Here is a 23,414-nt window from a genome sequence, read left to right as displayed (position 1 = left end):
GAACTTTGTACTTTAATGTGTATCGCCAACGCGCCTTCGGGCGCGTTTTTTATTGACAGAACGAAAACAGAGCGGGTACTGTAAAACCTCACCACACTAAGGAATTAACCTGCTGTGATACGACTACCGTTTTTCTTCGCATTCTTTTTTACCTTCCCCTGATTGGGAGGCGTTTCGTCGTGAGATAAAGAATGCGAAGACGAACAATCAGGCCTCCCACCCGGGAGGCCTTTTTTATTGATAACAAGAAAGGCAAACATGATGACTTCGGAAAACCCGTTACTGGCAATACGCGATAAGATAAGCGCCCTCGATGAAAAACTGGTCAGCCTGCTGGCAGAACGCCGCGGCCTCGCCGTGGAAGTTGGCAAAGCCAAGCTGGCCTCCCATCGCCCGGTGCGCGACATCGACCGCGAGCGTGACCTGCTGGAGCGTCTTATCACCATCGGCAAAACCCACCAGCTTGATGCGCACTACATCACGCGGCTGTTCCAGCTCATCATTGAAGATTCTGTCCTGACCCAGCAAACCCTGCTGCAACAGCATTTAAACCAGATTAACCCGCACTCAGCGCGCATCGCGTTTCTGGGACCAAAAGGGTCGTACTCCCATCTGGCGGCACGTCAGTACGCCGCTCGCCACTTTGAACAGTTCATCGAAAGCGGCTGCCTGAAGTTCGCCGATATCTTTAATCAGGTCGAGACCGGTCAGGCCGACTACGCCGTCGTGCCGATTGAAAATACCAGCTCCGGCGGGATTAACGATGTCTACGATCTGTTGCAGCACACCAGCCTGTCGATTGTGGGCGAGATGACGGTGCCTATCGACCACTGCGTGCTGGTGAACGGTACAACGACGCTTGAAACCATCGAGACGGTCTACAGCCACCCGCAGCCGTTCCAGCAGTGCAGCCAGTTCCTGAGCCACTACCCGCAGTGGAAAATTGTGTACACCGAGAGCACCTCGGCGGCGATGGAAAAAGTGGCGCAGGCCAACTCCCCGACCGTTGCCGCGCTGGGCAGTGAAGCCGGTGGCAAGCTGTACGGCCTGCAGGTACTGGAGCATTGCCAGGCTAACCAGACGCAGAACATTACCCGCTTCCTGGTGCTGGCACGCAAATCGGTGAACGTCTCCGATCAGGTTCCAGCGAAAACGACCCTGCTTATCGCGACCGGACAACAGGCCGGTGCGCTGGTTGAAGCGCTGCTGGTCCTGCGCAACCACAACCTGATCATGACCAAGCTCGAATCACGTCCTATTCATGGCAACCCGTGGGAAGAGATGTTTTATCTCGACATCCAGGCCAACCTGGAATCCCTGCCGATGCAAAAGGCGCTGAAAGAACTCTCCGGGATCACCCGTTCCATGAAAGTGCTGGGCTGCTACCCAAGCGAAAACGTGGTCCCCGTCGACCCGGTTTAACGTTCAATAAACGGCAGCTTCTTCATCCCTGCTACCTCTACCGGCAGGGTGAAGATGGCGCCGGAAAGCGGATACTGCGCCACCTCCTCCGCCGACATATTCTCGCGGGTGGTGGTGATAAACAGCGTGCGCCTATCCGCGCCACCAAAGCACACCATCGTCGGGCAGCGCACCGGCAAACGATACTCGGCGAGCTGTTCACCCGTTGGTGAGAAGCGTGCAATCCGCCAGCCGTCAAACATCGCGCTCCAGTAGCATCCTTCTTCGTCGATAGCCGCCCCGTCAGGAATGCCTTCTCCCGCTTTAAACTGACGAAACACCTCACGCTTTTGCGGCTCGCCATGCTCATCCAGCGGCGTACGATAAATCACGCCGTTTGGCGTATCCGAGGTATACATCCAGCGTTTATCTTCGCTAAAGGCCAGCCCGTTGGCGCCGTGAATATCGCACTGCACCACTTTCGGCGTCAGCTGATTATCAATCCGCACCAGCAGCGCGCCGTTATAGTCACCCGGTCCCCAGAAGGTGCCGGCGTAAAAGCGCCCATCACGGTCAGTACCGCCGTCGTTAAAGCGTGCCAGCTGAGGGTTACTCGGGTTATCGCAAACTTTATGCTGCAGCAGTCCACGGCTGTCGGCAAGCCAGATGGCGCTGCGTAGAGCGACAATAAAGCCACCGTTTTCCCGCAGGGAAAAACAGCCCACCTCTTCCGGGAACTGTAAAACCCGGTGCTCACCGGTCGCCAGCGCATAGCGGTGAATTTCACACTCCATGATATCGGCCCAGTAAAGCGCTTGTTCCGCTTCGCTCCAGGTCGGGCATTCCGGCAGGTGGCCGGTGTAATCAAACAGCAGGTTTGCGTCAGCCATTCTGTTCATCCCATAAAAAAAGCCAGAGGATTTCCCCTGGCTTTCAAGTATATACAGTTTCGTTATTGCCGACTGTCGTTCGCCTGCCGTAACAGGACGCGGCTCTCACTCTGGAAGCGCTGCGCGTAGTCACCGAACCAGTGTTCAACTTTGCGGAAGCTGTCGATAAACGCCTGCTTGTTCCCCTGCTCCAGCAGGCCGATAGCCTCACCAAAGCGCTGGTAGTAGCGTTTAATCAGCGCCAGGTTGTTACCGGACGACATAATGATGTCAGCATACAGCTGCGGGTCCTGAGCGAACAGTCGCCCGACCATCGCCAGTTCGAGGCGGTAAATCGGTGACGAGAGCGCCAGCAGTTGCTCTAGCTGGACGTTCTCTTCCGCCAAATGCAGGCCGTAAGCGAAGGTCGCAAAGTGGCGCAGCGCCTGGATAAAGGCCATGTTCTGGTCGTGCTCTACTGCGCTGATGCGATGCAGACGCGCGCCCCAGACCTGAATCTGTTCGAGGAACCACTGGTACGCTTCCGGCTGACGGCCATCGCAGTACACCACCACCTGTTTTGCCAGGCTGCCGCTGTCCGGGCCAAACATCGGGTGCAGCCCTAAAACGGGGCCCTGGTGCGCGGAAAGCATGGCCTGTAACGGGCCCGCTTTCACCGACGCCAGATCGACAAGAATACAATCCGCTGGCAGCGGCGGCAGCTTCTCAATGATTTGCTCGGTCACGTGGATAGGGACGCTGACAATCACCATTCCGGCGTCAGCGACCAACTCTGGCGCGCGTGCCCAGTCATCTTTCTCCAGCGTCCGTACCTGATAGCCTGACAGCGTCAGCATCTTTTCAAACAGCCGTCCCATCTGGCCACCACCACCCACGATCACCACCGGGCGCAGCGACGGATAAAGGGTTTTAAAGCCTTTATCGTTTTCGCTGGAGTAAGATTCACGCATTACGCGACGCAGCACATCTTCAATCAAATCGGGCGGCACGCCCAACGCGGCCGCCTCTCTGCGGCGTGAAGCCAGCATAGAAGCTTCACGCTCCGGGACGTAAATCGGTAAGCCATATTTGCTTTTGACTTCCCCGACTTCCGCCACCAGTTCCAGGCGCTTAGCCAGCAGGCTCAGCAGCGCTTTATCTACTTCATCAATTTGATCGCGCAGCGCGGTCAGTTCAGCAACCATACAATCCTCTTACGCCAGACGAGCCGCCAGATGGCCACGCAAATCCTTGTCGAGCTCACGCAGCAGCGCATCCGTCGCTTCCCAGCTGATGCAAGCATCGGTGACCGATACGCCGTATTTCATCTCACAGCGCGGCTGCTCGGAAGACTGGTTACCTTCGTGAATATTGCTCTCAATCATCAGACCAATAATGGAACGGTTACCATCCTTGATCTGTGCGACAACGGATTCCGCCACCGCAGGCTGACGGCGGTAGTCTTTATTGGAATTACCATGACTGCAATCTACCATCAGCGATGCGCGCAGTCCTGCTTGTTCCATCTCTTTTTCACACTGCGCTACATCTTCCGGGCCGTAGTTCGGTTTTTTACCGCCGCGCAGGATCACATGGCCATCCGGGTTACCCTGAGTACGCAGCAGGCAGACCTGACCGGCCTGGTTGATACCGACAAAGCGGTGTGGCATAGCCGCTGCACGCATGGCGTTGATAGCGGTCGCCAGTGAACCATCGGTACCGTTTTTGAAACCAACCGGCATCGACAGACCAGACGCCATTTCACGGTGGGTTTGAGATTCGGTAGTACGCGCACCAATCGCAGACCAGCTAAACAGGTCGCCCAGGTATTGTGGGCTGTTCGGGTCCAGCGCTTCGGTTGCCAGCGGCAGCCCCATGCTGACCAGTTCTACCAACAAATTACGCGCAATTTTCAGACCACCTTCCACATCAAACGAGCCATCCATGTGCGGATCGTTGATAAGCCCTTTCCAGCCAACGGTAGTACGAGGCTTTTCAAAATAGACGCGCATAACCAGGTAGAGGCTATCGCTGACCTCTTCCGCAAGGGTTTTAAATCGACGCGCGTATTCGATGGCAGCTTCAGGATCGTGAATAGAGCAAGGCCCACACACTACCAGCAGGCGCGGATCGCGGCCGGCGATAATGTCAGAAATCGTTTTACGTGACTGGGCGATTTGCGCTTCCTGCTCAACGGTGAGCGGGAATTCAGCTTTCAACTGATCCGGGGTGATCAGAATCTGTTCATCGGCGATATTTACGTTATTCAGCGCGTCTTTTTGCATGTTGGCATTACCTGTTATGGCTCGTTTGCGATAGTGGTTTCCTCAATGAGGTGCAGCCACAATATCATAACGAGTAAAGATTTCAATCCAAAATTCGTAAATTATTGTTTACAGATGCCATTTAATCGCAAAATAATCGCCCAATAAATGTAAATAAAAAATTACACAGATAAAAAAGGCGAGCACCTGCGTGCTCGCCCTACGATCCACAACGGCACTGAGGCCGCTACTCAGCCGTCTGCGACACCCGCTGAACCACCGTATTACGCCAGCGTAGCCAGTCGATAATCACAAACAGTAGCAGGCTCGCCCCCATCACCGGCAACGCCAGGCCGAACGCTATCGCCAGCAGTAGTGTGAGAACCCTGCCAGGGAGAGCCAGCGCCAGCCAGCTTTGCGCCAACGTCTGGACAGGGCTCACCGATGACTGCGCCGGGCGTTTGATCCACCAGAGACGATAGCCCATGAAAATCGCGACGCAGAGCGCCAGGCCAAACGCCATCAGCAGCAGTTGGTTAGGCAGGCCGAACAGTACGCCCATGTGGAAATCCACGCCCCAACGGGTGAGTTTTGCCATCAGCGGGAAATCGGCAAACTGGGTATAGTCGAGAATAGCCAGCGAGCCGGGATCGATAGCCACCGCATCAACCTGCGTCGGCCAGCGGCGATCGATTTCTGTCACCGTCCAGGCGCGATCCACACTGCGCGGTGGCCGGATTTCGAGATGTGTTGCATCAATACCGCCTCGTTGTGCCACCAGGAGGATCGCATCAATCCGATCCACGGCGATCGGCGGCTCACTCATCACCATACCCTGATGATGAGCATGATGCTCCGCATGCGGGTCCATCACCATCGCCTCACTACCGTGTAGCTGAGTATTCACCTGCGGCGTCAACCAGCCAAAGGTGGCACGAAGCTTATCAACGTTGCCGCCCGCCCATTGGGACCAGGTTAAGCCGGTCGCCGAAAACAGCAGCATGCCAGCAAGCAGGCACCAGCCAAGCGTAACGTGAACGCGGCGGGTATTCTGCAGGCGGTTTTTAATACGGCGTTTTGGCCGGGTAAAGGCCCACAGTGCAACCCCACCCAGCGCAGCAATCCACATCCATGATGCCGCCAGCTCACTATACAAACGCCCGATATCCCCCAACAGCAGCGAGCGATGGGCATAATCAATCCACTGGCGCAACGGTAAGATCCCGCTGGTGCCGTAGACTGTCATATCGCCCTTTATCGCGAGGGTTATCGGGTCGATAAAGATCGCGCGATTCTCAGAGGGCGCAAGCGCGGGGTCGTCGAACATCACCCGTGTCGTCTCCCCCACTTCCAGCGCAGGCCGCACCGCGCTCAGACGCAGCGGTGTACCCAACGAACGTTCAGCCACGGCAATTTGTTCAGCGAGCGAATGCCGTTCACCACTCATCTCCCCTTGCAGCGCCTGACGATACATCAGGTTCTCCAGCTGAGGCGTGGCCACATACAGCGTGCCGGTTAAGGCCGCAACGAAAATAAAAGGCCCGACAAACAGGCCGATAAAAAAATGCAGGCGGCGCAGTAGGTGCACCCATGCCGCCCGCGAGGTGCAGGTTGTCATACTCTTCCTTTATGCAAACGAGAGCGATGAGACGCTAAAGCGTCAGTTATCGTTATTAAGCAGGCAAAGCAGACGGCGCCGGTGGCGCACGGGTATCGGGGAAAAGCCAGGGGAAGTCACGCCAGTGTAAAACCAACGACGGGAAAGGCGCGGTCGTCACCCGAAGCATCAGTGCACTTAGCAAAACGCACAGGGCCAGAATCAGGCCCGGGACATGGGTGAGAAGCACGCAGTAGCCGCAGGCCTCACCGTGATCGATAGGCATGCTTTCAGGGGCAGAATGATGAGCCGACATTGGCATCGACATGCTCATGTCATGATGCATGCCCGGCATAGCGCTCATTGGCGATTGCTGCAGCGACATCGAGATGAGCGGGGCAACAATAATCAACGCCATAGCAAACAGCGCAAGCCAGGCGGCTCGCTGTTTTAGTGCTGTGATGTTGAAGACTCGTCTGCCCACACTGCTCTCCTGCTGCGAGCGAGCATTGTAAATGATTTAACCTCGATATGTTAAGGAATAGTGTTTTCGAAACAAAAAGAATGTGGTTATTTATGGAGAGGGATCGTTCCCTTCTCTTAATTAAGAAACACCCATTGCGATTAATATTTCCATTCCTGCACTAAGATGAGTTTATAGAAAATATATTATATCTTTATAATACATCTTTATAACCCCTACCCACTGCCCAGTAATTATCTTAGCTTGTTATCTATTTCACAGGCATCAGTTTCCTGCGAAATTAAAACCAACATCATTTGTATGATAAATGATCGATATATATTTTATAATTATTTAATTAAAGTTAAATGTACTTGAGTAAAAAATCACATGGTATAAAAATGATCTATCACGGCAAAAAACTAATAACCATTCTATATCGATAAAAAAACCACTCCGCGACAACAAACATCAAAGTCATTATCAATTACATCAAAAAACATGGCTTTCGAATGCAATTAATACTATTTCCCGACTAAAAAACATTGATAAAAATCAAAGTAATTTGAATGTATACAATCATCAGTTTGAGAGGAAAATTCCTCACAGACCGCTATCCGCGCGACTTTCGCTTATTATTTAACAATTAAACCATTATTTATGAACCTTTATTTAATTTGAATAAATAATATTGAACCTGTATTTTTCACTAAAAATAAAATACCGCCACTTGTGATATTACATCATGAGGGTTCGCTCTGTGCGAACCCTGTAGAGAATAACAATCAATAACGCAACATCACAAAAAAAGAATTAGCTGCACTAAAACGGTACAGCTATTGCCATCCAATTTAGTAAGATAATGATGAACAGACAAATGCAAAAGACTATCCTTAATATTCTTATCGCCGCGATTATTACATCCCCTATCGCGGCTCACGCGGTACAGGAAAACTACTCAAGTGGTACTTTTAATATCGTTGGCGAGGCTGGCAGCAGCTACGACCTGGAAGCGTTTAACAACGAAACGGCCAATAATGCTGCTAACATCACCCAACAATCCAGCGACTTGCTAAAGGCCAACAGCGCAATCAAGGCTAACACAACCCAGATTGACGAGAACAAAACCAATATCGCTCAGGTCTCCGGCGGCCTGAAATCGGCCAACGATGCGATCAAGGCTAACACAACCCAGATTGACGAGAACAAAACTAACATCGCTCAGGTCTCCGGTGGCCTGCAATCAGCCAACGATGCGATCAAGGCTAACACGACCCAGATTGACGAGAACAAAACCAACATCGCTCAGGTCTCCGGCGGCCTGCAATCAGCTAACGATGCTATCAAGGCTAACACAACCCAGATTGACGAGAACAAAACCAACATCGCTCAGGTCTCCGGCGGTCTGCAATCAGCTAACGATGCTATCAAGGCTAACACAACCCAGATTGACGAGAACAAAACCAACATCGCTCAGGTCTCCGGCGGTCTGCAATCAGCTAACGATGCGATCAAGGCTAACACGACCCAGATTGACGAGAACAAAACCAATATCGCTCAGATCTCCGGCGGCCTGCAGGCTACAAGAAATGCAATTAAGATAGACACCGATCAGATCGACCAGAATAAAACTAACATTGCTCAAGTATCTGGTGGCCTTCAATCAACCAGGGCTGCCCAACAAAAAACTGACGTTGCGGTTTCCAGAAACTCAGCAAGTATTGCGGATCATGAACAACGTATTGAGGCATTAGAAAACGGTAATAGTAACTTTGAGAACCTGGATAAAAAGATCGACGAAAACCGCAAACGAGCCTCCGCAGGCATTGCTGGCGTAGCGGCTATGGCAAATATCCCACAGGTACTGAACTCCCAAACGTTCGCAGTAGGGGCTGGTGTAGGTACTACTGACGGTGAATCGGCCCTGGCTGTAGGTTTCTCAACACGAGCAACTGAACATGTAGTGGTAAAAGCGTCGGTCTCTGATGATTCACAGCGGGACTTCGTTGTTGGCGGGGGTGTGGCCTACGGTTGGTAATGCAACCAGAAATCTCATATGAGAAAACCTGCCTCGGCAGGTTTTTTTATATCTACACGATCCACAAAATGCAGGCATAAAAAAGGGCCAGCCTTTCGGCCAGCCCTTTTTAACAGGATGTCGCTTGCGCGAATCTTAGTTAAGACGCTCTTTGATACGAGCAGACTTACCAGTGCGCTCACGCAGGTAGTACAGTTTAGCTTTACGTACAGCACCACGACGTTTAACAGCAATGCTGTCAACAACTGGAGAGTGAGTCTGGAAGACACGCTCAACGCCTTCGCCGTTGGAAATTTTACGAACAGTGAATGCAGAGTGCAGACCGCGGCTACGAATAGCGATAACCACGCCCTCAAATGCCTGCAGACGTTTTTTGGAACCTTCAACAACCCATACTTTCACTTCCACGGTATCACCCGGACGGAAGGAAGGTACGTCCTGCTTCATCTGTTCTTGTTCAAGTTGCTTAATAATGTTGCTCATAATTTAATCTCTTATCCTGGGTAAACTGATATTTGGGGGTCTCAGACCAGCCCATCATGTTTATGTTGCTGTTGTGCGTGTTCCTGTTTGAACTCCGCCAGCAACCTTGCTTGCTCTTCAGTCAGAGCCAGGTTTTCCAGAAGTTCAGGTCTTCTAAGCCAGGAGCGGCCCAGCGACTGCTTCAAACGCCAGCGACGTATCTCAGCATGGTTTCCCGACAGCAGAACCGGCGGTACCTCCATCCCTTCCAACACTTCAGGGCGAGTATAGTGTGGACAGTCCAGCAATCCATCAGCAAACGAATCTTCGAATGCCGAAGCTTCATGGCCCAGTACACCCGGAATAAACCGGGACACGGAGTCGATCAGCGTCATTGCCGGTAACTCACCACCGCTGAGAACGTAATCGCCGATAGACCATTCTTCGTCAATCTCGGTCTGAATCACGCGCTCATCTATGCCTTCGTAGCGACCACATACCAGAATCAGCTTTTGATTCGTGGCCAGTTCGCTGACGCCCGCTTGATCAAGCTTGCGTCCCTGAGGTGACAGATAAATCACCTTCGCGCCTTCACCTGCCGCGGCTTTTGCTGCATGAATGGCGTCCCGTAAAGGTTGCACCATCATTAACATCCCCGGTCCGCCGCCGTAAGGACGATCGTCCACGGTACGGTGCCGGTCATGCGTGAAATCACGAGGACTCCAGCTCTGGATGTTCAGCAGGCCATTTTTAACTGCCCGGCCAGTTACCCCGTAATCGGTAATTGCGCGGAACATTTCAGGAAACAGGCTAATTATGCCAATCCACATAGCGCCGTCTTTTACCGTTTATCCGGTGGTTTAAAAACCAGGATCCCAATCTACTTCGATAGTACGAGTAGCGAGATCGACTTTCTTGATAACCTGCCCATCGAGGAACGGAACCAACCGCTCCTTGATGCCAAATGCATCTTTCAGGTTTGCCTTAATGACGAGAACGTCATTTGACCCGGTTTCCATCATATCGATGACTTTACCGAGACCGTAGCCTTCAGTGGTCACTACCTGGCAGCCCATCAGGTCTTTCCAGTAATAGCTTCCATCTTCCAGCGCCGGCAGCTGCGAGGAATCTACGATAATTTCGCAGTTCGTCAGCAGATTCGCGGCATCGCGATCGTCAACGCCTTTCAGTTTAATGACGATATCCTGATTGTGGTAGCGCCAGCTTTCCAGCTCAACGGTCTGCCACTGACCCGCCTTCTGGATTAACCAGGGCTGATAGTCAAAAATGCTTTCGGCGTCTTCGGTGGAGGAAAACACTCTGAGCCAACCACGGATACCGTAGGAAGAACCCATTTTCCCCAATACGATCGGATCAACAGGTGCTTGTGCGGTGTGTTGCTTGCTCATCATGACCACCGTGACAGATTAAGCTGCTTTCTTAGCTTCTTTGATCAGCGCAGATACGCGATCAGAGATAGTTGCGCCCTGGCCAACCCAGTGTGCGATACGATCCAGGTCCAGACGGGTGCCTTCTTCAGTCGCAGAAGCGATTGGGTTGAAGAAGCCAACGCGCTCGATGAAGCGACCGTTGCGTGCGTTACGGCTGTCAGTAACAACAACCTGGTAGAACGGACGCTTTTTAGCGCCGTGACGAGCTAAACGAATAGTTACCATAACATCCTCTTGTGTGAATAGAACAACCGGGCCCCATCGAGGGAAGGGGCCCGGTGTCATATTAAAAGCCCGAAAATTTTACTCATTTCTGGGGGAATTGCAATCAACATCTGCCTTTTACCGCACGATAACCAGGGCGTTATCGTCATAGGCAGAGCAAAGTCGGCGTGTTTGTCATTGTCGAAGTGCGCAAACCGAAGCCAGCACACTTCAACGGAGGGATTAACGGCCAGGGAATCCTGGTGGCATCATCCCTTTCATTCCGCGCATCATTTTCATCATGCCGCCCTTCGACTTCATCTTCTTCATCATGCGCTGCATGTCGTCGAACTGCTTCAGCAGACGGTTCACGTCCTGCACCTGCAGGCCACAGCCCTGGGCGATACGACGTTTGCGGGAACCTTTGATGATTTCAGGCTTCGCGCGCTCTTTCAGCGTCATCGAGTTGATGATCGCTTCCATACGCACCAGCACTTTGTCATCCATCTGGGATTTGACGTTGTCCGGGAGCTGACCCATGCCCGGCAGTTTGCCCATCAGGCTTGCCATGCCGCCCATGTTTTTCATCTGCTTAAGCTGGTCTAAGAAGTCGTTCAGGTCGAAACCGTCGCCCTTCTTAAGCTTAGTCGCCAGCTTCTCAGCCTGCGCACGGTCAACTTTGCTCTCAATATCTTCGATAAGCGACAACACGTCGCCCATGCCGAGGATACGGGAAGCGATACGATCCGGGTGGAACGGCTCCAGCGCCTCGGTTTTCTCGCCGACGCCGAGGAACTTGATTGGCTTGCCGGTAATGTGGCGAATAGAGAGCGCCGCACCGCCGCGCGCATCACCGTCGACCTTGGTCAGCACCACGCCGGTCAGCGGCAGCGCTTCGTTGAAGGCCTTGGCGGTATTCGCCGCATCCTGGCCGGTCATTGCGTCGACGACAAACAGGGTTTCAACCGGCTTGATTGCCGCGTGAACCTGCTTGATTTCGTCCATCATCGCTTCATCAACGTGCAGACGACCGGCGGTATCCACCAGCAGCACGTCGTAGAATTTCAGCTTCGCTTCTTTCAGCGCCGCGTTAACGATGTCGATAGGCTTCTGGCCCACGTCGGACGGGAAGAAGTCTACGCCAACCTGTTCAGCCAGGGTTTCCAGCTGTTTAATCGCCGCCGGGCGATAAACGTCGGCAGAGACGACCAGCACTTTCTTCTTGTGCTTCTCGCGCAGAAACTTACCGAGCTTACCGACGCTCGTGGTTTTACCCGCACCCTGCAGGCCCGCCATCAGCACTACGGCCGGTGGCTGCGCCGCCAGGTTTAGCGTCTCGTTCTCTTCGCCCATCGCCGAAACCAGTTCGCTACGAACGATTTTGACGAACTCCTGACCTGGGGTCAGGCTCTTATTAACTTCGTGACCAACCGCTTTTTCTTTTACGCGATTGATAAAATCACGCACTACCGGCAGCGCAACGTCAGCCTCCAGCAGCGCCATGCGCACTTCGCGCAGCGTCTCTTTTACGTTGTCTTCAGTAAGGCGTCCACGGCCACTGATATTGCGCAGCGTGCGCGACAAACGATCGGTTAAATTATCAAACATTGTCTCTCGCCTGGGGTGGAAACGTGAGTCGCTAGCGCGACCAAAAATACGGAAATTTGCCGGAGTATAACACGACAGCGGAGGAGTTGTGATGCTGCGGTTAGCGCTGCATCACGTTACGCCATTCACATCATCCTTCACGCAGGCTATGCGCCTTGATACAACTCGAATGATTTTGCGTATATACTGCTTCTCTTTCTTCTATTTGACGACTGCCGACACTTTATGCCTGTTTTTGCCCTGCTCGCGCTTGTTGCCTACTCCATCAGCCTGGCGCTGATCATTCCCGGTCTGCTGCAAAAAAACAGCGGCTGGCGGCGTATGGCGATTCTTTCTGCCACCGTTGCGCTGGTGTGCCACGCGTTTGCGCTGGAAGCCCGTATTCTACCGGGCGGTGAAAGCGGGCAGAACCTCAGCCTGTTGAACGTCGGCTCGCTGGTGAGCCTGATGATCTGTACGGTGATGACCATCGTCGCCTCGCGAAACCGCGGCTGGCTGCTGTTGCCTATTGTCTATGCTTTTGCGCTGATCAACCTCGCCTTCGCCACCTTTATGCCCAACGAGTTTATTACTCACCTGGAAGCCACGCCGGGAATGATGGTGCATATCGGTCTGTCGCTGTTCTCCTACGCCACGCTGATTATTGCCGCGCTGTATGCGCTGCAGCTAGCGTGGATTGACTATCAGCTTAAGAACAAGAAGCTGGCGTTCAGCCATGAAATGCCGCCGCTGATGGTCATTGAACGTAAAATGTTTCACATCACCCAGGTTGGCGTCGTGCTGCTCACGCTGACGCTCTGTACCGGCCTGTTTTACATGCATAACCTCTTCAGCATGGAAAATATCGACAAGGCCGTCCTTTCCATCATCGCCTGGTTCGTCTATATCGTCTTGTTATGGGGCCACTATCATGAAGGGTGGCGCGGACGCCGAGTCGTCTGGTTTAACGTTGCCGGTGCTGGCATCCTGACGCTCGCCTACTTCGGTAGCCGTGTCATTCAACAATTCGTGGGCTAAGTACTAAGGAATCCACTTGGAACATATCTCAACCACCACGCTGATCGTGACGCTGATCATCATGGTGGTCATCTCTGCCTATTTCTCAGGTTCCGAAACCGGCATGATGACGCTGAACCGCTATCGGCTCCGTCATCTGGCAAAACAGGGCAATAAACCGGCGCGTCGCGTCGAAAAGCTGCTGCAAAAGCCTGACCGTCTTATCAGCCTGGTGCTGATTGGCAACAACCTCGTCAACATTCTGGCCTCTGCGCTGGGCACCATCGTCGGCATGCGCCTGTATGGCGACCTGGGCGTCGCCATCGCCACCGGGGTGCTGACCTTCGTAGTGCTGGTATTCGCTGAAGTTCTGCCAAAAACCATCGCCGCCCTCTACCCGGAAAAAGTGGCCTATCCAAGCAGCTTCCTGCTGGCACCGCTGCAAATTCTGATGATGCCACTGGTCTGGTTCCTGAACCTGATTACCCGAATTCTGATGCGCATGATGGGCATAAAAACCGACATCACCATCAGCAGTGCGCTCAGCAAAGACGAACTGCGCACCATCGTGAACGAGTCCCGCTCGCAAATCTCGCGTCGTAACCAGGACATGCTGCTGTCGGTGCTGGATCTCGAAAAAGTCAGCGTTGATGACATCATGGTGCCGCGTAACGAAATCGTCGGCATCAACATCAACGACGACTGGAAATCGATTGTTCGCCAACTCACCCACTCGCCGCACGGCCGCATCGTGCTGTACCGCGACTCACTGGATGATGCCATCAGCATGCTGCGCGTACGCGAAGCCTATCGCCTGATGACCGAGAAAAAAGAGTTCACCAAAGAGGTGATGCTGCGCGCCGCCGATGAAATCTACTTCGTTCCGGAAGGCACACCGCTCAGCACGCAGTTGGTAAAGTTCCAGCGCAACAAGAAGAAAGTGGGCCTGGTGGTCGACGAGTACGGTGATATTCAGGGGCTGGTGACGGTTGAAGATATTCTGGAAGAGATCGTCGGCGACTTCACCACTTCAATGTCGCCATCGCTGGCCGAAGAGGTTAACCCGCAGAATGATGGCTCGGTGATTATCGACGGCGGCGCCAACGTGCGCGAGCTGAATAAGGCCTTCAACTGGCATCTGCCGGAAGACGAAGCGCGCACTATTAACGGCATCATTGTGGAAGCGTTAGAAGAGATCCCGGCTGCGGGTACGCGCGTGCGCATCGCCCAGTACGATATCGATATTCTCGACGTACAGGATAACGTGATTAAGCAGGTGCAGGTAAATCCGGTGAAGCCGCTTCGGGAAAGCGTGAAGGACTAAAGAATAGCCCCTCTCCCCGCCAGGGGAGAGGGTTAAGCGAAGATTACGCCTTCGCTTTCGCGACGGAGACCATCGCCGCGCGAATGGTACGACCGTTCAGGGTGTAACCCTTCTGCATCACCATCAGCACGTTGCCAGCAGCGACCTCTTCGGACTCAACCATCGCAATGGCCTGGTGTACGTTCGGGTCCATTGGCACGTTGATGTCCGCCACAACCTGTACACCAAACTTCGCCACCACGTCCAGCATCGACTTACGGGTCAGCTCGATACCTTCGATCATCGGTGCCATATCTTCGTTGTCTTTGTTCGCCACTTCCAGCGCGCGGTCCAGGCTATCCAGCACCGGCAGCAGTTCGTTGACGAATTTTTCCAGCGCGAACTTGTGCGCCTTCTCAACGTCGATTTCGGTACGGCGACGCAGGTTTTCCATTTCTGCCTTCACGCGCAGGACGCTTTCGCGTTCGCGGGTTTCAGCTTCCGCTAACTGCGATTCGAGGTTCGCAATTTTTTCGTCGCGCGGATCCACCTGGTCAGCAGAAGCGTTTGGTTCAACCGCCTCAACTTCTTCGTGCTGTTCCATGATAATTTCTTCCGGGGATTGCCCCTCAGGCGTTTTCTGTTCTTTACTACTCATGAATTTCTCCGCGTTTTTTCGCAATCATCTCGCTAACTTCGCTTATTATGGGGATCAGATTCCGGGTTTCAAGGGAAGCCATCACATTGTCACCCATCTTCGGCACAAGGACATTCAGAAAATGAACAATCATTTCAAGTGTATCGGTATTGTAGGACACCCTCGTCACCCGACGGCGCTGACGACACATGAAATGCTCTATCGTTGGCTGTGCACCAAAGGCTACGAGGTGATTGTTGAACGCCAGATAGCCAAAGAACTCAAGCTGGATAACGTCCAGACCGGCACGCTGGCGGAAATTGGCCAGAAAGCGGATCTGGCGGTGGTGGTCGGCGGCGACGGCAATATGCTTGGCGCGGCCCGCACCCTAGCCCGCTACGACATCAGCGTGATTGGCATTAACCGCGGCAACCTCGGCTTTCTCACCGACCTTGACCCGGACAACGCCCATCAGCAATTAGCCGACGTGCTGGACGGTAACTTTATTGCCGAAAAACGCTTCCTGCTGGAAGCGCAGGTTTGCCAGCAAAACTGTCAGAAGCGCATCAGCACCGCCATCAACGAAGTGGTGCTGCATCCCGGCAAAGTTGCCCATATGATTGAGTTTGAAGTCTATATCGACGAAACCTTTGCCTTCTCCCAGCGCTCCGACGGCTTGATTATCTCTACGCCAACCGGTTCCACGGCCTACTCGCTCTCGGCGGGCGGCCCGATTCTGACGCCTTCTCTGGATGCCATCACCCTGGTGCCGATGTTCCCTCACACGCTGTCGGCGCGTCCGCTGGTAATTAACAGCAACAGCACCATTCGTCTGCGCTTCTCGCACCGCCGCAGTGACCTTGAGATCAGTTGCGACAGCCAGATAGCTCTGCCGATTCAGGAAGGGGAAGATGTGCTGATTCGCCGTAGCGATTACCACCTCAACCTGATCCATCCGAAAGACTACAGCTATTTCAACACATTAAGCACCAAGCTCGGCTGGTCAAAAAAATTGTTCTAATTTTACCGCCGCCTCTTTACTGGATAAAAAACCAGTTTATACTGTATTAAAACACAGTTATGGGTTTTCATACAGGAAGCGGCTATGTTAGCACAACTGACCATCAGCAATTTTGCCATCGTTCGTGAACTTGAAATCGACTTCAACAGCGGCATGACGGCCATCACCGGCGAAACCGGGGCCGGTAAATCAATTGCAATCGATGCCCTCGGCTTATGCCTGGGTGGCCGCGCCGAAGCTGACATGGTTCGTGCTGGCGCCAGCCGCGCCGACCTCTGCGCCCGCTTCGCGCTCAAAGACACCCCTGCCGCTCTGCGCTGGCTTGAAGATAACCAGCTGGAAGATGGCCGCGAGTGCCTGCTGCGCCGCGTCATCAGCAGCGACGGCCGCTCACGCGGCTTTATCAACGGCACCGCCGTGCCGCTGTCGCAGCTGCGTGAACTGGGTCAACTGCTTATCCAGATCCACGGCCAGCACGCGCACCAGCAGCTGGTGAAGCCTGAACATCAGAAAACCCTGCTTGATGCCTACGTCGGTGAGTCAGCGCTCGCACAACAAATGGCCGAACATTACCGTCTGTGGAACCAAAGCTGTCGCGATCTGGCAACCCATCAGCAGCAAAGTCAGGAACGCGCCGCTCGCGCAGAGCTGCTGCAGTATCAGTTGAAAGAGCTTATCGAGTTCCACCCGTTGCCGGGCGAATACGAACAAATTGACGAAGAGTACAAGCGTCTCGCCAACAGCGGGCAGCTTATCGCCACCAGCCAGCATGCGCTGGCCATCCTCGCCGACGGCGAGGACGTCAACCTGCAAAGCCAGCTCTACACCGCCCGCCAGCTGGCAGGTGAACTGGCGAGCATGGACGGCAAACTCCCCGGCGTGCTGGATATGCTGGAAGAAGCGGCCATTCAACTGAGTGAAGCCAGCGACGAACTACGCCACTACTGCGACCGTCTGGATCTCGACCCAAACCGCCTGTACGAGCTGGAACAGCGTCTGTCAAAACAGATTTCACTGGCACGTAAGCACCAGATTTCGCCGGAAGCGCTGCCGGAGTACTACCAATCCCTGCTCGACGAACAGCAACTGCTCGACGACCAGAGCGACTCGCTGGAGACGCTGAAACACGCGGTGTCTCGTCATCATCAGCTGGCAATGGAAACGGCCCACCAGCTGCATGCGCAGCGTCAGGCAAGCGCTCAGGAGCTTTCACAGCTGATTACCGACAGCATGCACATGCTCTCCATGCCGCACGGCCTGTTCGATATCGACGTCCGCTTTGAAGAGCAGCACCTGACCGCCGAAGGCGCAGACCGCATTGAGTTCCGCGTGACCACCAACCCCGGCCAGCCGCTGCAGGCGATTGCCAAAGTAGCGTCCGGCGGTGAGCTGTCGCGTATTGCGCTAGCCATTCAGGTGATTACCGCGCGCAAAATGGAAACCCCGGCGCTGATCTTCGATGAAGTAGACGTCGGTATCAGCGGCCCGACGGCGGCAGTCGTTGGCAAGCTGCTGCGCCAGCTGGGGGAATCCACTCAGGTGATGTGCGTAACACACCTGCCGCAGGTTGCAGGCTGTGGCCACCACCACTTCTACGTCAGCAAAGAGACCGACGGCGCAATGACCGAAACGCACATGCAGCCGCTGGACAAACGTGCTCGTCTGCAGGAGCTGGCGCGCCTTCTCGGCGGTAGTGAAGTCACACGGAATACGCTGGCGAACGCGAAAGAGTTACTGGCTGCATAAACTTTTTTGGTTTCTTAGAGTCTGAGTTCACAATAAAAACGCCGTAAGACCTGATATCAAAGGTTTCCAACTTACCTCAGGTCTATTATCATCGGCACATTACATATGAGCCGCGTACTGCTCGGGCCCGAAAAGGAATCAAATCACTATGCGCTGTAAAACGCTGACTGCTGCCGCAGCGGTTCTTCTGATGATGACTGCAGGCTGTTCCACTCTGGAGCGAGTGGTTTACCGTCCTGATATTAGTCAGGGGAACTATCTGGTACCTAATGATGTTGCCAAAATCCGTGTTGGCATGACGCAACAACAGGTCGCCTATACCTTAGGTACCCCGATGATGACCGACCCGTTCGGCACCAACACCTGGTTCTACGTTTTCCGCCAGCAGCCAGGCCATGAATCCGTCACTCAGCAGACGCTGACCCTGACTTTCAACAGCAGCGGCGTACTGACGAACATCGACAACAAACCAGCGCTGACCAAATAAATCAGCGGCGGTGTGTAGCAGATGCAAAAAAAGCGCTCAATGAGCGCTTTTTTTATGTCTGCAATCGGCGTAGCCAGGCCGAACGCAGTGACGCCGGGGAAATCCCGGAGTCGCTGCTCTCGCACCTCGTCCGGGCTACAGGGTGATCAGCTTTTTTGCTGAGCGCGCTGGCGACGCAGTTCTTTCGGATCGGCAATCAGCGGGCGATAAATCTCGACCCTGTCACCGTCGTGAACCACATCGTCAAGCTTTACTGGGCGACTATAAATACCGACTTTATTTTTTGTCAGGTCAATATCATCACGCAGGGTCAGCAACCCGCTGGCCTGAATGGCCTGCTCCACCGTCGCGCCTTCATCCAGCGTCACCCGCTGCAGATACTGCTTTTGCGGCAGCGCATATGCGACTTCGACGGCAATTTTACCCGGCACTGTAAACCTCGCGAGCGCGCATCGTGAACGCCTGCACCATATTCAGCGCCAGCTCCTTAAAGATGCGGCCAAACGCCAGCTCAATAAGCTTATTGGTAAACTCAAAATCAAGCTGAAACTCAATCTTGCAGGCGTCCTGGCTCAGTGGCGTAAACTTCCAGCCACCAATCAATTTCTTAAACGGCCCATCGACCAGATGCATCAGGATGCTCTGGTTGCTGGTTAACGTATTGCGCGTGGTAAAGGTCTTACTGATGCCTGCCTTAGAGACATCCACCGCCGCCGTCATTTGCGTCGGGCCGGACTCCAGAACACGGCTGCCTGTACAACCGGGGATAAAATCTGGGTAGGCATTCACATCGTTCACCAGTTGATACATTTGCTCCGCGCTGTAGGGAACCAGCGCAGTACGGCTAATCTGAGGCATAGCAATTTCCATTCACGAACACGGCGTAAATAGTATCATTTATCTACTGCTAAAAAAAACGGAGGCGGGCTATATCGTGCTAAGATAACCCATTGCGCCTCGCGGGAGCTTGAGGCAGTGTTATTGAGATAAGCGATAAGTTCAGGACATTATGACAAAGAAAAAAGCACACAAACCTGGATCAGCCACGATTGCGCTGAATAAACGCGCCCGCCACGAATACTTTATCGAAGAAGAATTTGAAGCGGGCCTTGCCCTCCAGGGTTGGGAAGTGAAATCCCTGCGCGCAGGTAAAGCCAACATTGGCGACAGCTACGTCATCCTGAAAGACGGCGAAGCCTTCCTGTTTGGCGCGAACTTCACCCCGATGGCCGTGGCATCAACGCACTACGTTTGCGATCCTACACGTACCCGTAAACTGCTGCTTAACCAGCGCGAACTGGACTCGTTGTTCGGGCGTATCAACCGCGAAGGTTACACCGTGGTGGCGCTGTCGCTGTACTGGAAAAACGCCTGGTGTAAGGTAAAAATCGGCGTGGCGAAAGGGAAGAAACAGCACGACAAACGTTCCGATCTGAAAGATCGCGAATGGCAGCTCGATAAAGCCCGCATTATGAAACATGCTGGCCGCTAGTTCTGGCAACGCTTGCCTGCACCCGCAGGCAAGCGTCGTTTCCATCACCGTTCCCTCAGCGCTTCCTTCATCTTGTTCAGCGGCTTAATCAGGTAATCCAGCACCGATTTCTGCCCGGTCTTAATTTCCACGTTAGCAATCATCCCCGGCATGATCGGGAAACGCTTACCCTGTTTATTCACCAGCTCCGCCTGTTGCGTGCGTACGTAAACCCGGTAGTAAAATTGATCGCGGCGCACCTCATCTTGCAAGGTGTCAGGCGAAACCACCTCGACGGTGCCTTTTAAATCGCCATAGATAGAGGTGTCATAGGCGGTAATTTTGACGGTCGCCGGTAGGCCAGGGCGGATATAGGCAATATCGCGAGGGTTAATCCGAGACTCGATAAGCAGCTGATCTTCCAGCGGGACAATCTCCATCAGCTTGCCGCCGGGCTGTAGTACGCCCCCGACGGTATTCACCTGAATATCTTTCACCACCCCACGCACCGGTGAAAAAAGCGATGCTCGCTGAACCTGGTCAGCTTTGCCCGCCATCACCTGCAACTGCGCATCCAGGTCAGCATCATTCTTCACCTGCTCTTCCCGCGCCCGCACCGCATACTGGTTACGCGCTTCATCCATCTTACCGCGCAGCTCAGCGGCCTGACGTTCAAGGCGAATAACTTCTACCTCACCGGCTGCCCCTCGGGCAATCAGCGGCTTCGTCATTCGGATTTCCGCATCCACCAGTTGCAGCGTTTTTTGCAGATTGCTGAGGGTTTCATTCAGCGTTCTGCGCCGGGACTCGTACAGCTGCTTCTCACGGGCGACCAGCGCGGGCTCCTGCAGTGATTCGGCGCTAAACTTCAGCGGCAGCCCGCTTAGCTCCGCGCTTAAACGCTCGCTCGATGCCCGAAGCGAGCGGACGCGTACCGCCGCTTCGCCGAAGTTCGATTGAAAGCGCGTCTGGTCTAGGCGCGCCAGCATCTGCCCACGATTGACGATATCGCCCTCTTTCACCAGCAACTGGCTGACGATACCGCCGTCCAGGCTCTCAATCACCTGCGCATGGCTAGAGGGCGTGACCTTGCCGGTCCCCACGGTCACCTCATCAAGAATCGCCCAACGGGCCCACAGCACAAAGATGACAAGACCCAGAAAACTTAACCACACCACCGACGACGAGAGACGGCTCTGGCGATTCAGCTCATCCTGCATTTTCGCTTCAATCATTGCGCACCTCCGGGAACAATCGAGGCGACATTGCTGTTCTTCCTCGCCTGATTCAGTAACGTATCGCGCGGACCGTCAGCCACCACCTTCCCGTTTTCCAGCACCACAATGCGGTCGACCAGCTTGAGCAGAGCCGGGCGATGGGTAACCAGCACCAGCGTGCGCCCGGTCAGCCACTGTTGAAGCTGGCGAATCACCCACTCTTCCAGCTGTTCGTCCATTGAAGCCGTCGGTTCATCCAGCAGCACAATTTGCGGGTTACGCACAATCAGGCGGCTCAGCAGCACCATCTGCCGCTGCCCGCCCGATAAACCGCGCCCGCCTTCGTTAATCATGCGGTCGAGGCTCGCGGCATCCTGCTGCACCAGCGTAATTGCTCCGCTAATCCGCAGCGCCTGAATCAGCTCCGCTTCGGTCGCATGGGGATGACCCAGCATCAGGTTCTGCCGCAGCGTGCCGAAAAAGAGCCTGGAGTCCTGCGAGAGATATCCAACCTGCCGCCTGACATCGGTTGGGTCGATGTGCGCCATATCAACGCCGTCGATAATCGTTTTTCCTTTGGTGGCCTGAACCTGCCCGGAAAAAAGCCGCAGCAGCGTGGATTTCCCGGCCCCGGTTTTCCCCAGAATGGCGACCCGTTCACCGGGCATAATCTCCAGCCCGTCAATACTCAACGCCTGCTCGCCCTTTTCCACGTCATAGCTGTACTGCATCTGCTGCATCTGATAGTGCCCCGCCAGCACCGGGCAGTGCGCCATCTTCTTATCCGACTCTTTATCCAGCGGTTTTTTCAGCAGTTCGTTCAGCCCGGTCATCGCCGATTTCGCATGTTGCCAGCGCGAGAAGACCATCGTCAGCTGCATCAGCGGCGCAATGGGGCGTGACGACAGCATGCTGCACGCCACCAGCGTACCGGTGGTGATGCTGCCATCAATCACCAGAAAACAGCCAAACACTAACATGCCGGCGTAGGTGATCTGCTGAACGGTGGATGCCCAGCCGCTAAGCCGCGCTCCCCAGATTCGCTGCTTCATGCCGATGCTGGCCCCGACGGCGTGCGTTGTTTCCCACTGACGCTGGAAGTAAGGCTCCGCCTGCAGCGCCTTAATGTCCTCTACCCCTTCAATCGATTCCACCAGCACGGCGTTACGAATGGCGCTCTCACGCATCCCCTCTTTGGCAAGCTTGGCCATTGGCCACTGCACCAGCAGGCCGGGGATCACAATTAACGGGATCGCGATCAGCGGGATCACCACCAACGGGCCGCCGACCATCGCGATGATCACGATAAACAGCAGCACGAAGGGCATATCCATCGCCGCACCCACCGTCGTGGAGGTCAGCAGTTCGCGCACCTGATCCAGCTCGCGCAGCTGCGAGATAAACGATCCGGTGGACTTCGGCCTGGCATCGTTTTTAATCGACATCGCCCTGGCAAAAAACATCGACGATAAATTCAGGTCAATATGTTTACCCATGATGTCCGAGATGTAGGTTCGCGCCAGACGGATAAAGAACTCCAGCGCCGCCGCCAGCAGCACGCCAAAAAACAGTACCCACAGCGTAGGGAACGACTGGGCAGGAATAACCCGGTCATAGACCTGCATCGAAAACAGAATCCCCCCCAGCGCCATCACGTTGCCGACGATAGAGGCCAGCGCGATTTCAGAGAGCTTGCGCCCAGTATGGCGGAAATGGCGCCAGAACCAGTGCGCTTCCCACGGGCGGGTAAAATCATCAATACGCGAGTCGCGCCCGCGTACCGCAATACCCAACATCACCACATCGGAAGTGATGCGCTCAAGCAGCGTCTCCAGCGCCTCTTCCCGCACCAGATCGCCGCCGTTGCTGAGCCAGTAGGTCACCAGTCCCTCGGCGTTGAGCGACTCCAGCAGCATAATTTCGCCACTTTCCATCTGCACGATGGCGGGCAGGTTCTGCGCGCTCCAGCGCATTTTCGCCACCGGGACACGGTGCACCTGTAGTCCCATCAGCCCACTCAGCCTTTGCAGGCGCACGTCGATCGGTAAATTTTCAAACCAGCGCATCTGTTGACGCACGGCAGGCGCATCCGCTGGCAGGCCAAAGCGGCCTGCCGCGCGCACCATCACATTGATCCAGCTTTCGGTATCCGGCTGTTGCATAACCACTCCTGCATCCG

The 23,414-nt window shown here is 54.3% G+C and carries 24 protein-coding genes and 1 other annotated feature; of the genes, 9 read left to right on the top strand and 15 right to left on the bottom strand.

Annotated features, from left to right (window positions below; translation table 11 throughout):
* Positions 1–113: 113 nt before the first annotated feature.
* Positions 114–238 (top strand) — a sequence feature (Phe leader region).
* Together pheL and pheA are read left to right on the top strand one after the other, a co-directional pair.
* A complete protein-coding gene (gene pheL, locus HII27_RS27545; protein WP_369709598.1) occupies positions 115–162 on the top strand; it encodes a pheA operon leader peptide PheL in 48 nt (15 codons plus the stop codon). Its footprint overlaps the feature before it by 48 nt.
* A 23-nt stretch (positions 239–261) precedes the next feature.
* A complete protein-coding gene (gene pheA, locus HII27_RS15710) occupies positions 262–1,422 on the top strand; it encodes a bifunctional chorismate mutase/prephenate dehydratase (protein WP_185668780.1) in 1,161 nt (386 codons plus the stop codon).
* On the opposite strand, the gene HII27_RS15705 is transcribed toward pheA, so the two are convergent.
* The 5 genes from HII27_RS15705 to HII27_RS15685 all read right to left on the bottom strand — a co-directional run bounded on the left by HII27_RS15705 (position 1,419) and on the right by HII27_RS15685 (position 6,615).
* The gene (locus HII27_RS15705; protein ID WP_185668770.1) at positions 1,419–2,291 is read right to left on the bottom strand and encodes an SMP-30/gluconolactonase/LRE family protein; all 873 of its coding nucleotides are present in this window, start codon (positions 2,289–2,291) and stop codon (positions 1,419–1,421) included. The two genes, pheA and HII27_RS15705, sit on opposite strands and share 4 nt — an antisense overlap.
* A 62-nt stretch (positions 2,292–2,353) precedes the next feature.
* Complete coding sequence (tyrA, locus tag HII27_RS15700) at positions 2,354–3,475, bottom strand: bifunctional chorismate mutase/prephenate dehydrogenase (protein ID WP_185668769.1); 1,122 nt, start codon at positions 3,473–3,475, stop codon at positions 2,354–2,356.
* A gap of 9 nt (positions 3,476–3,484) precedes the next feature.
* Positions 3,485–4,555 carry a 3-deoxy-7-phosphoheptulonate synthase AroF gene (gene aroF / locus HII27_RS15695; RefSeq protein WP_185668768.1) on the bottom strand — a complete coding sequence of 357 codons (1,071 nt, stop codon included), beginning with the start codon at positions 4,553–4,555 and terminating at the stop codon, positions 3,485–3,487.
* Positions 4,556–4,781: 226 nt separating this feature from the next.
* Positions 4,782–6,152 carry a PepSY-associated TM helix domain-containing protein gene (locus HII27_RS15690; RefSeq protein ID WP_185668767.1) on the bottom strand — a complete coding sequence of 457 codons (1,371 nt, stop codon included), beginning with the start codon at positions 6,150–6,152 and terminating at the stop codon, positions 4,782–4,784.
* Between the two features lie 55 nt (positions 6,153–6,207).
* Positions 6,208–6,615 (bottom strand): DUF2946 domain-containing protein, encoded by a 408-nt coding sequence (locus HII27_RS15685; RefSeq protein WP_317983857.1) that lies wholly within the window; start codon positions 6,613–6,615, stop codon positions 6,208–6,210.
* 856 nt (positions 6,616–7,471) lie between these two features.
* Here HII27_RS15685 and HII27_RS15680 point away from each other — a divergent pair.
* Complete coding sequence (locus HII27_RS15680; protein ID WP_185668766.1) at positions 7,472–8,632, top strand: YadA-like family protein; 1,161 nt, start codon at positions 7,472–7,474, stop codon at positions 8,630–8,632.
* Between the two features lie 135 nt (positions 8,633–8,767).
* Here the strand turns inward: HII27_RS15680 and rplS are convergent, their stop codons facing one another.
* The 5 genes from rplS to ffh all read right to left on the bottom strand — a co-directional run bounded on the left by rplS (position 8,768) and on the right by ffh (position 12,357).
* Positions 8,768–9,115 carry a 50S ribosomal protein L19 gene (rplS, locus tag HII27_RS15675; protein WP_006687325.1) on the bottom strand — a complete coding sequence of 116 codons (348 nt, stop codon included), beginning with the start codon at positions 9,113–9,115 and terminating at the stop codon, positions 8,768–8,770.
* Positions 9,116–9,156: 41 nt separating this feature from the next.
* Positions 9,157–9,924 carry a tRNA (guanosine(37)-N1)-methyltransferase TrmD gene (gene trmD, locus HII27_RS15670; protein ID WP_035894947.1) on the bottom strand — a complete coding sequence of 256 codons (768 nt, stop codon included), beginning with the start codon at positions 9,922–9,924 and terminating at the stop codon, positions 9,157–9,159.
* Positions 9,925–9,954: 30 nt separating this feature from the next.
* Positions 9,955–10,503: a ribosome maturation factor RimM gene (gene rimM, locus HII27_RS15665; protein ID WP_035894946.1), complete on the bottom strand. Its 549-nt coding sequence runs from the start codon at positions 10,501–10,503 to the stop codon at positions 9,955–9,957.
* An 18-nt stretch (positions 10,504–10,521) separates the two neighbouring features.
* On the bottom strand, positions 10,522–10,770 hold the full coding sequence (rpsP, locus tag HII27_RS15660) for a 30S ribosomal protein S16 (RefSeq protein WP_185064520.1): 249 nt from the start codon (positions 10,768–10,770) through the stop codon (positions 10,522–10,524).
* 222 nt (positions 10,771–10,992) lie between these two features.
* Positions 10,993–12,357 (bottom strand): signal recognition particle protein, encoded by a 1,365-nt coding sequence (ffh, locus tag HII27_RS15655; RefSeq protein ID WP_185668765.1) that lies wholly within the window; start codon positions 12,355–12,357, stop codon positions 10,993–10,995.
* Positions 12,358–12,582: 225 nt separating this feature from the next.
* Between ffh and HII27_RS15650 the strand changes: the two genes are divergently transcribed.
* Both HII27_RS15650 and HII27_RS15645 read left to right on the top strand, forming a co-directional pair.
* On the top strand, positions 12,583–13,374 hold the full coding sequence (locus HII27_RS15650; RefSeq protein WP_185668764.1) for a cytochrome C assembly family protein: 792 nt from the start codon (positions 12,583–12,585) through the stop codon (positions 13,372–13,374).
* A 16-nt stretch (positions 13,375–13,390) separates the two neighbouring features.
* Positions 13,391–14,677, top strand: coding sequence for an HlyC/CorC family transporter (locus HII27_RS15645; RefSeq protein WP_185668763.1), 1,287 nt, complete (start codon positions 13,391–13,393; stop codon positions 14,675–14,677).
* Between the two features lie 43 nt (positions 14,678–14,720).
* Here the strand turns inward: HII27_RS15645 and grpE are convergent, their stop codons facing one another.
* Positions 14,721–15,314 (bottom strand): nucleotide exchange factor GrpE, encoded by a 594-nt coding sequence (gene grpE, locus HII27_RS15640; protein ID WP_185668762.1) that lies wholly within the window; start codon positions 15,312–15,314, stop codon positions 14,721–14,723.
* Between the two features lie 121 nt (positions 15,315–15,435).
* Between grpE and nadK the strand changes: the two genes are divergently transcribed.
* The 3 genes from nadK (at position 15,436) to bamE (ending at position 18,547) form a co-directional block, all read left to right on the top strand.
* Positions 15,436–16,314: an NAD(+) kinase gene (gene nadK / locus HII27_RS15635; RefSeq protein ID WP_185668761.1), complete on the top strand. Its 879-nt coding sequence runs from the start codon at positions 15,436–15,438 to the stop codon at positions 16,312–16,314.
* 84 nt (positions 16,315–16,398) lie between these two features.
* Positions 16,399–18,060, top strand: coding sequence for a DNA repair protein RecN (gene recN / locus HII27_RS15630; RefSeq protein WP_185668760.1), 1,662 nt, complete (start codon positions 16,399–16,401; stop codon positions 18,058–18,060).
* A 148-nt stretch (positions 18,061–18,208) separates the two neighbouring features.
* A complete protein-coding gene (gene bamE / locus HII27_RS15625) occupies positions 18,209–18,547 on the top strand; it encodes an outer membrane protein assembly factor BamE (RefSeq protein WP_035894936.1) in 339 nt (112 codons plus the stop codon).
* Positions 18,548–18,693: 146 nt separating this feature from the next.
* Here the strand turns inward: bamE and HII27_RS15620 are convergent, their stop codons facing one another.
* On the bottom strand, positions 18,694–18,978 hold the full coding sequence (locus tag HII27_RS15620) for an RnfH family protein (protein WP_185668759.1): 285 nt from the start codon (positions 18,976–18,978) through the stop codon (positions 18,694–18,696).
* Positions 18,968–19,405 carry a type II toxin-antitoxin system RatA family toxin gene (locus HII27_RS15615; RefSeq protein WP_220439695.1) on the bottom strand — a complete coding sequence of 146 codons (438 nt, stop codon included), beginning with the start codon at positions 19,403–19,405 and terminating at the stop codon, positions 18,968–18,970. Before HII27_RS15615 ends, HII27_RS15620 begins: the two co-directional genes overlap by 11 nt.
* A 151-nt stretch (positions 19,406–19,556) precedes the next feature.
* Between HII27_RS15615 and smpB the strand changes: the two genes are divergently transcribed.
* Positions 19,557–20,039 carry an SsrA-binding protein SmpB gene (smpB, locus tag HII27_RS15610; RefSeq protein ID WP_035894933.1) on the top strand — a complete coding sequence of 161 codons (483 nt, stop codon included), beginning with the start codon at positions 19,557–19,559 and terminating at the stop codon, positions 20,037–20,039.
* 44 nt (positions 20,040–20,083) lie between these two features.
* On the opposite strand, the gene HII27_RS15605 is transcribed toward smpB, so the two are convergent.
* Positions 20,084–21,253: an HlyD family efflux transporter periplasmic adaptor subunit gene (locus HII27_RS15605; protein WP_185668757.1), complete on the bottom strand. Its 1,170-nt coding sequence runs from the start codon at positions 21,251–21,253 to the stop codon at positions 20,084–20,086.
* Positions 21,250–23,397, bottom strand: a complete 2,148-nt coding sequence (locus HII27_RS15600; RefSeq protein WP_185668756.1) for a type I secretion system permease/ATPase — start codon at positions 23,395–23,397, stop codon at positions 21,250–21,252. Before HII27_RS15600 ends, HII27_RS15605 begins: the two co-directional genes overlap by 4 nt.
* Positions 23,398–23,414: the final 17 nt, after the last annotated feature.

Source organism: Kluyvera sichuanensis (assembly GCF_014218705.1).
Taxonomy (GTDB): domain Bacteria; phylum Pseudomonadota; class Gammaproteobacteria; order Enterobacterales; family Enterobacteriaceae; genus Kluyvera; species Kluyvera sichuanensis.
This window is presented reverse-complemented; position numbering and strand designations above follow the sequence as displayed.

Bases quoted from the DNA above. Each gene is read 5' to 3' on its own strand.
- bamE (WP_035894936.1), top strand. From the start codon at position 18,209: ATGCGCTGTAAAACGCTGACTGCTGCCGCAGCGGTTCTTCTGATGATG.
- rimM (WP_035894946.1), bottom strand. From the start codon at position 10,503: ATGAGCAAGCAACACACCGCACAAGCACCTGTTGATCCGATCGTATTG.
- HII27_RS15690 (WP_185668767.1), bottom strand. From the start codon at position 6,152: ATGACAACCTGCACCTCGCGGGCGGCATGGGTGCACCTACTGCGCCGC.
- trmD (WP_035894947.1), bottom strand. From the start codon at position 9,924: ATGTGGATTGGCATAATTAGCCTGTTTCCTGAAATGTTCCGCGCAATT.
- HII27_RS15680 (WP_185668766.1), top strand. From the start codon at position 7,472: ATGCAAAAGACTATCCTTAATATTCTTATCGCCGCGATTATTACATCC.
- nadK (WP_185668761.1), top strand. From the start codon at position 15,436: ATGAACAATCATTTCAAGTGTATCGGTATTGTAGGACACCCTCGTCAC.
- recN (WP_185668760.1), top strand. From the start codon at position 16,399: ATGTTAGCACAACTGACCATCAGCAATTTTGCCATCGTTCGTGAACTT.
- HII27_RS15600 (WP_185668756.1), bottom strand. From the start codon at position 23,397: ATGCAACAGCCGGATACCGAAAGCTGGATCAATGTGATGGTGCGCGCG.
- HII27_RS15705 (WP_185668770.1), bottom strand. From the start codon at position 2,291: ATGGCTGACGCAAACCTGCTGTTTGATTACACCGGCCACCTGCCGGAA.
- HII27_RS15615 (WP_220439695.1), bottom strand. From the start codon at position 19,405: ATGCCTCAGATTAGCCGTACTGCGCTGGTTCCCTACAGCGCGGAGCAA.
- rpsP (WP_185064520.1), bottom strand. From the start codon at position 10,770: ATGGTAACTATTCGTTTAGCTCGTCACGGCGCTAAAAAGCGTCCGTTC.
- smpB (WP_035894933.1), top strand. From the start codon at position 19,557: ATGACAAAGAAAAAAGCACACAAACCTGGATCAGCCACGATTGCGCTG.
- ffh (WP_185668765.1), bottom strand. From the start codon at position 12,357: ATGTTTGATAATTTAACCGATCGTTTGTCGCGCACGCTGCGCAATATC.
- HII27_RS15650 (WP_185668764.1), top strand. From the start codon at position 12,583: ATGCCTGTTTTTGCCCTGCTCGCGCTTGTTGCCTACTCCATCAGCCTG.
- aroF (WP_185668768.1), bottom strand. From the start codon at position 4,555: ATGCAAAAAGACGCGCTGAATAACGTAAATATCGCCGATGAACAGATT.
- pheA (WP_185668780.1), top strand. From the start codon at position 262: ATGACTTCGGAAAACCCGTTACTGGCAATACGCGATAAGATAAGCGCC.
- rplS (WP_006687325.1), bottom strand. From the start codon at position 9,115: ATGAGCAACATTATTAAGCAACTTGAACAAGAACAGATGAAGCAGGAC.
- tyrA (WP_185668769.1), bottom strand. From the start codon at position 3,475: ATGGTTGCTGAACTGACCGCGCTGCGCGATCAAATTGATGAAGTAGAT.
- grpE (WP_185668762.1), bottom strand. From the start codon at position 15,314: ATGAGTAGTAAAGAACAGAAAACGCCTGAGGGGCAATCCCCGGAAGAA.
- HII27_RS15605 (WP_185668757.1), bottom strand. From the start codon at position 21,253: ATGATTGAAGCGAAAATGCAGGATGAGCTGAATCGCCAGAGCCGTCTC.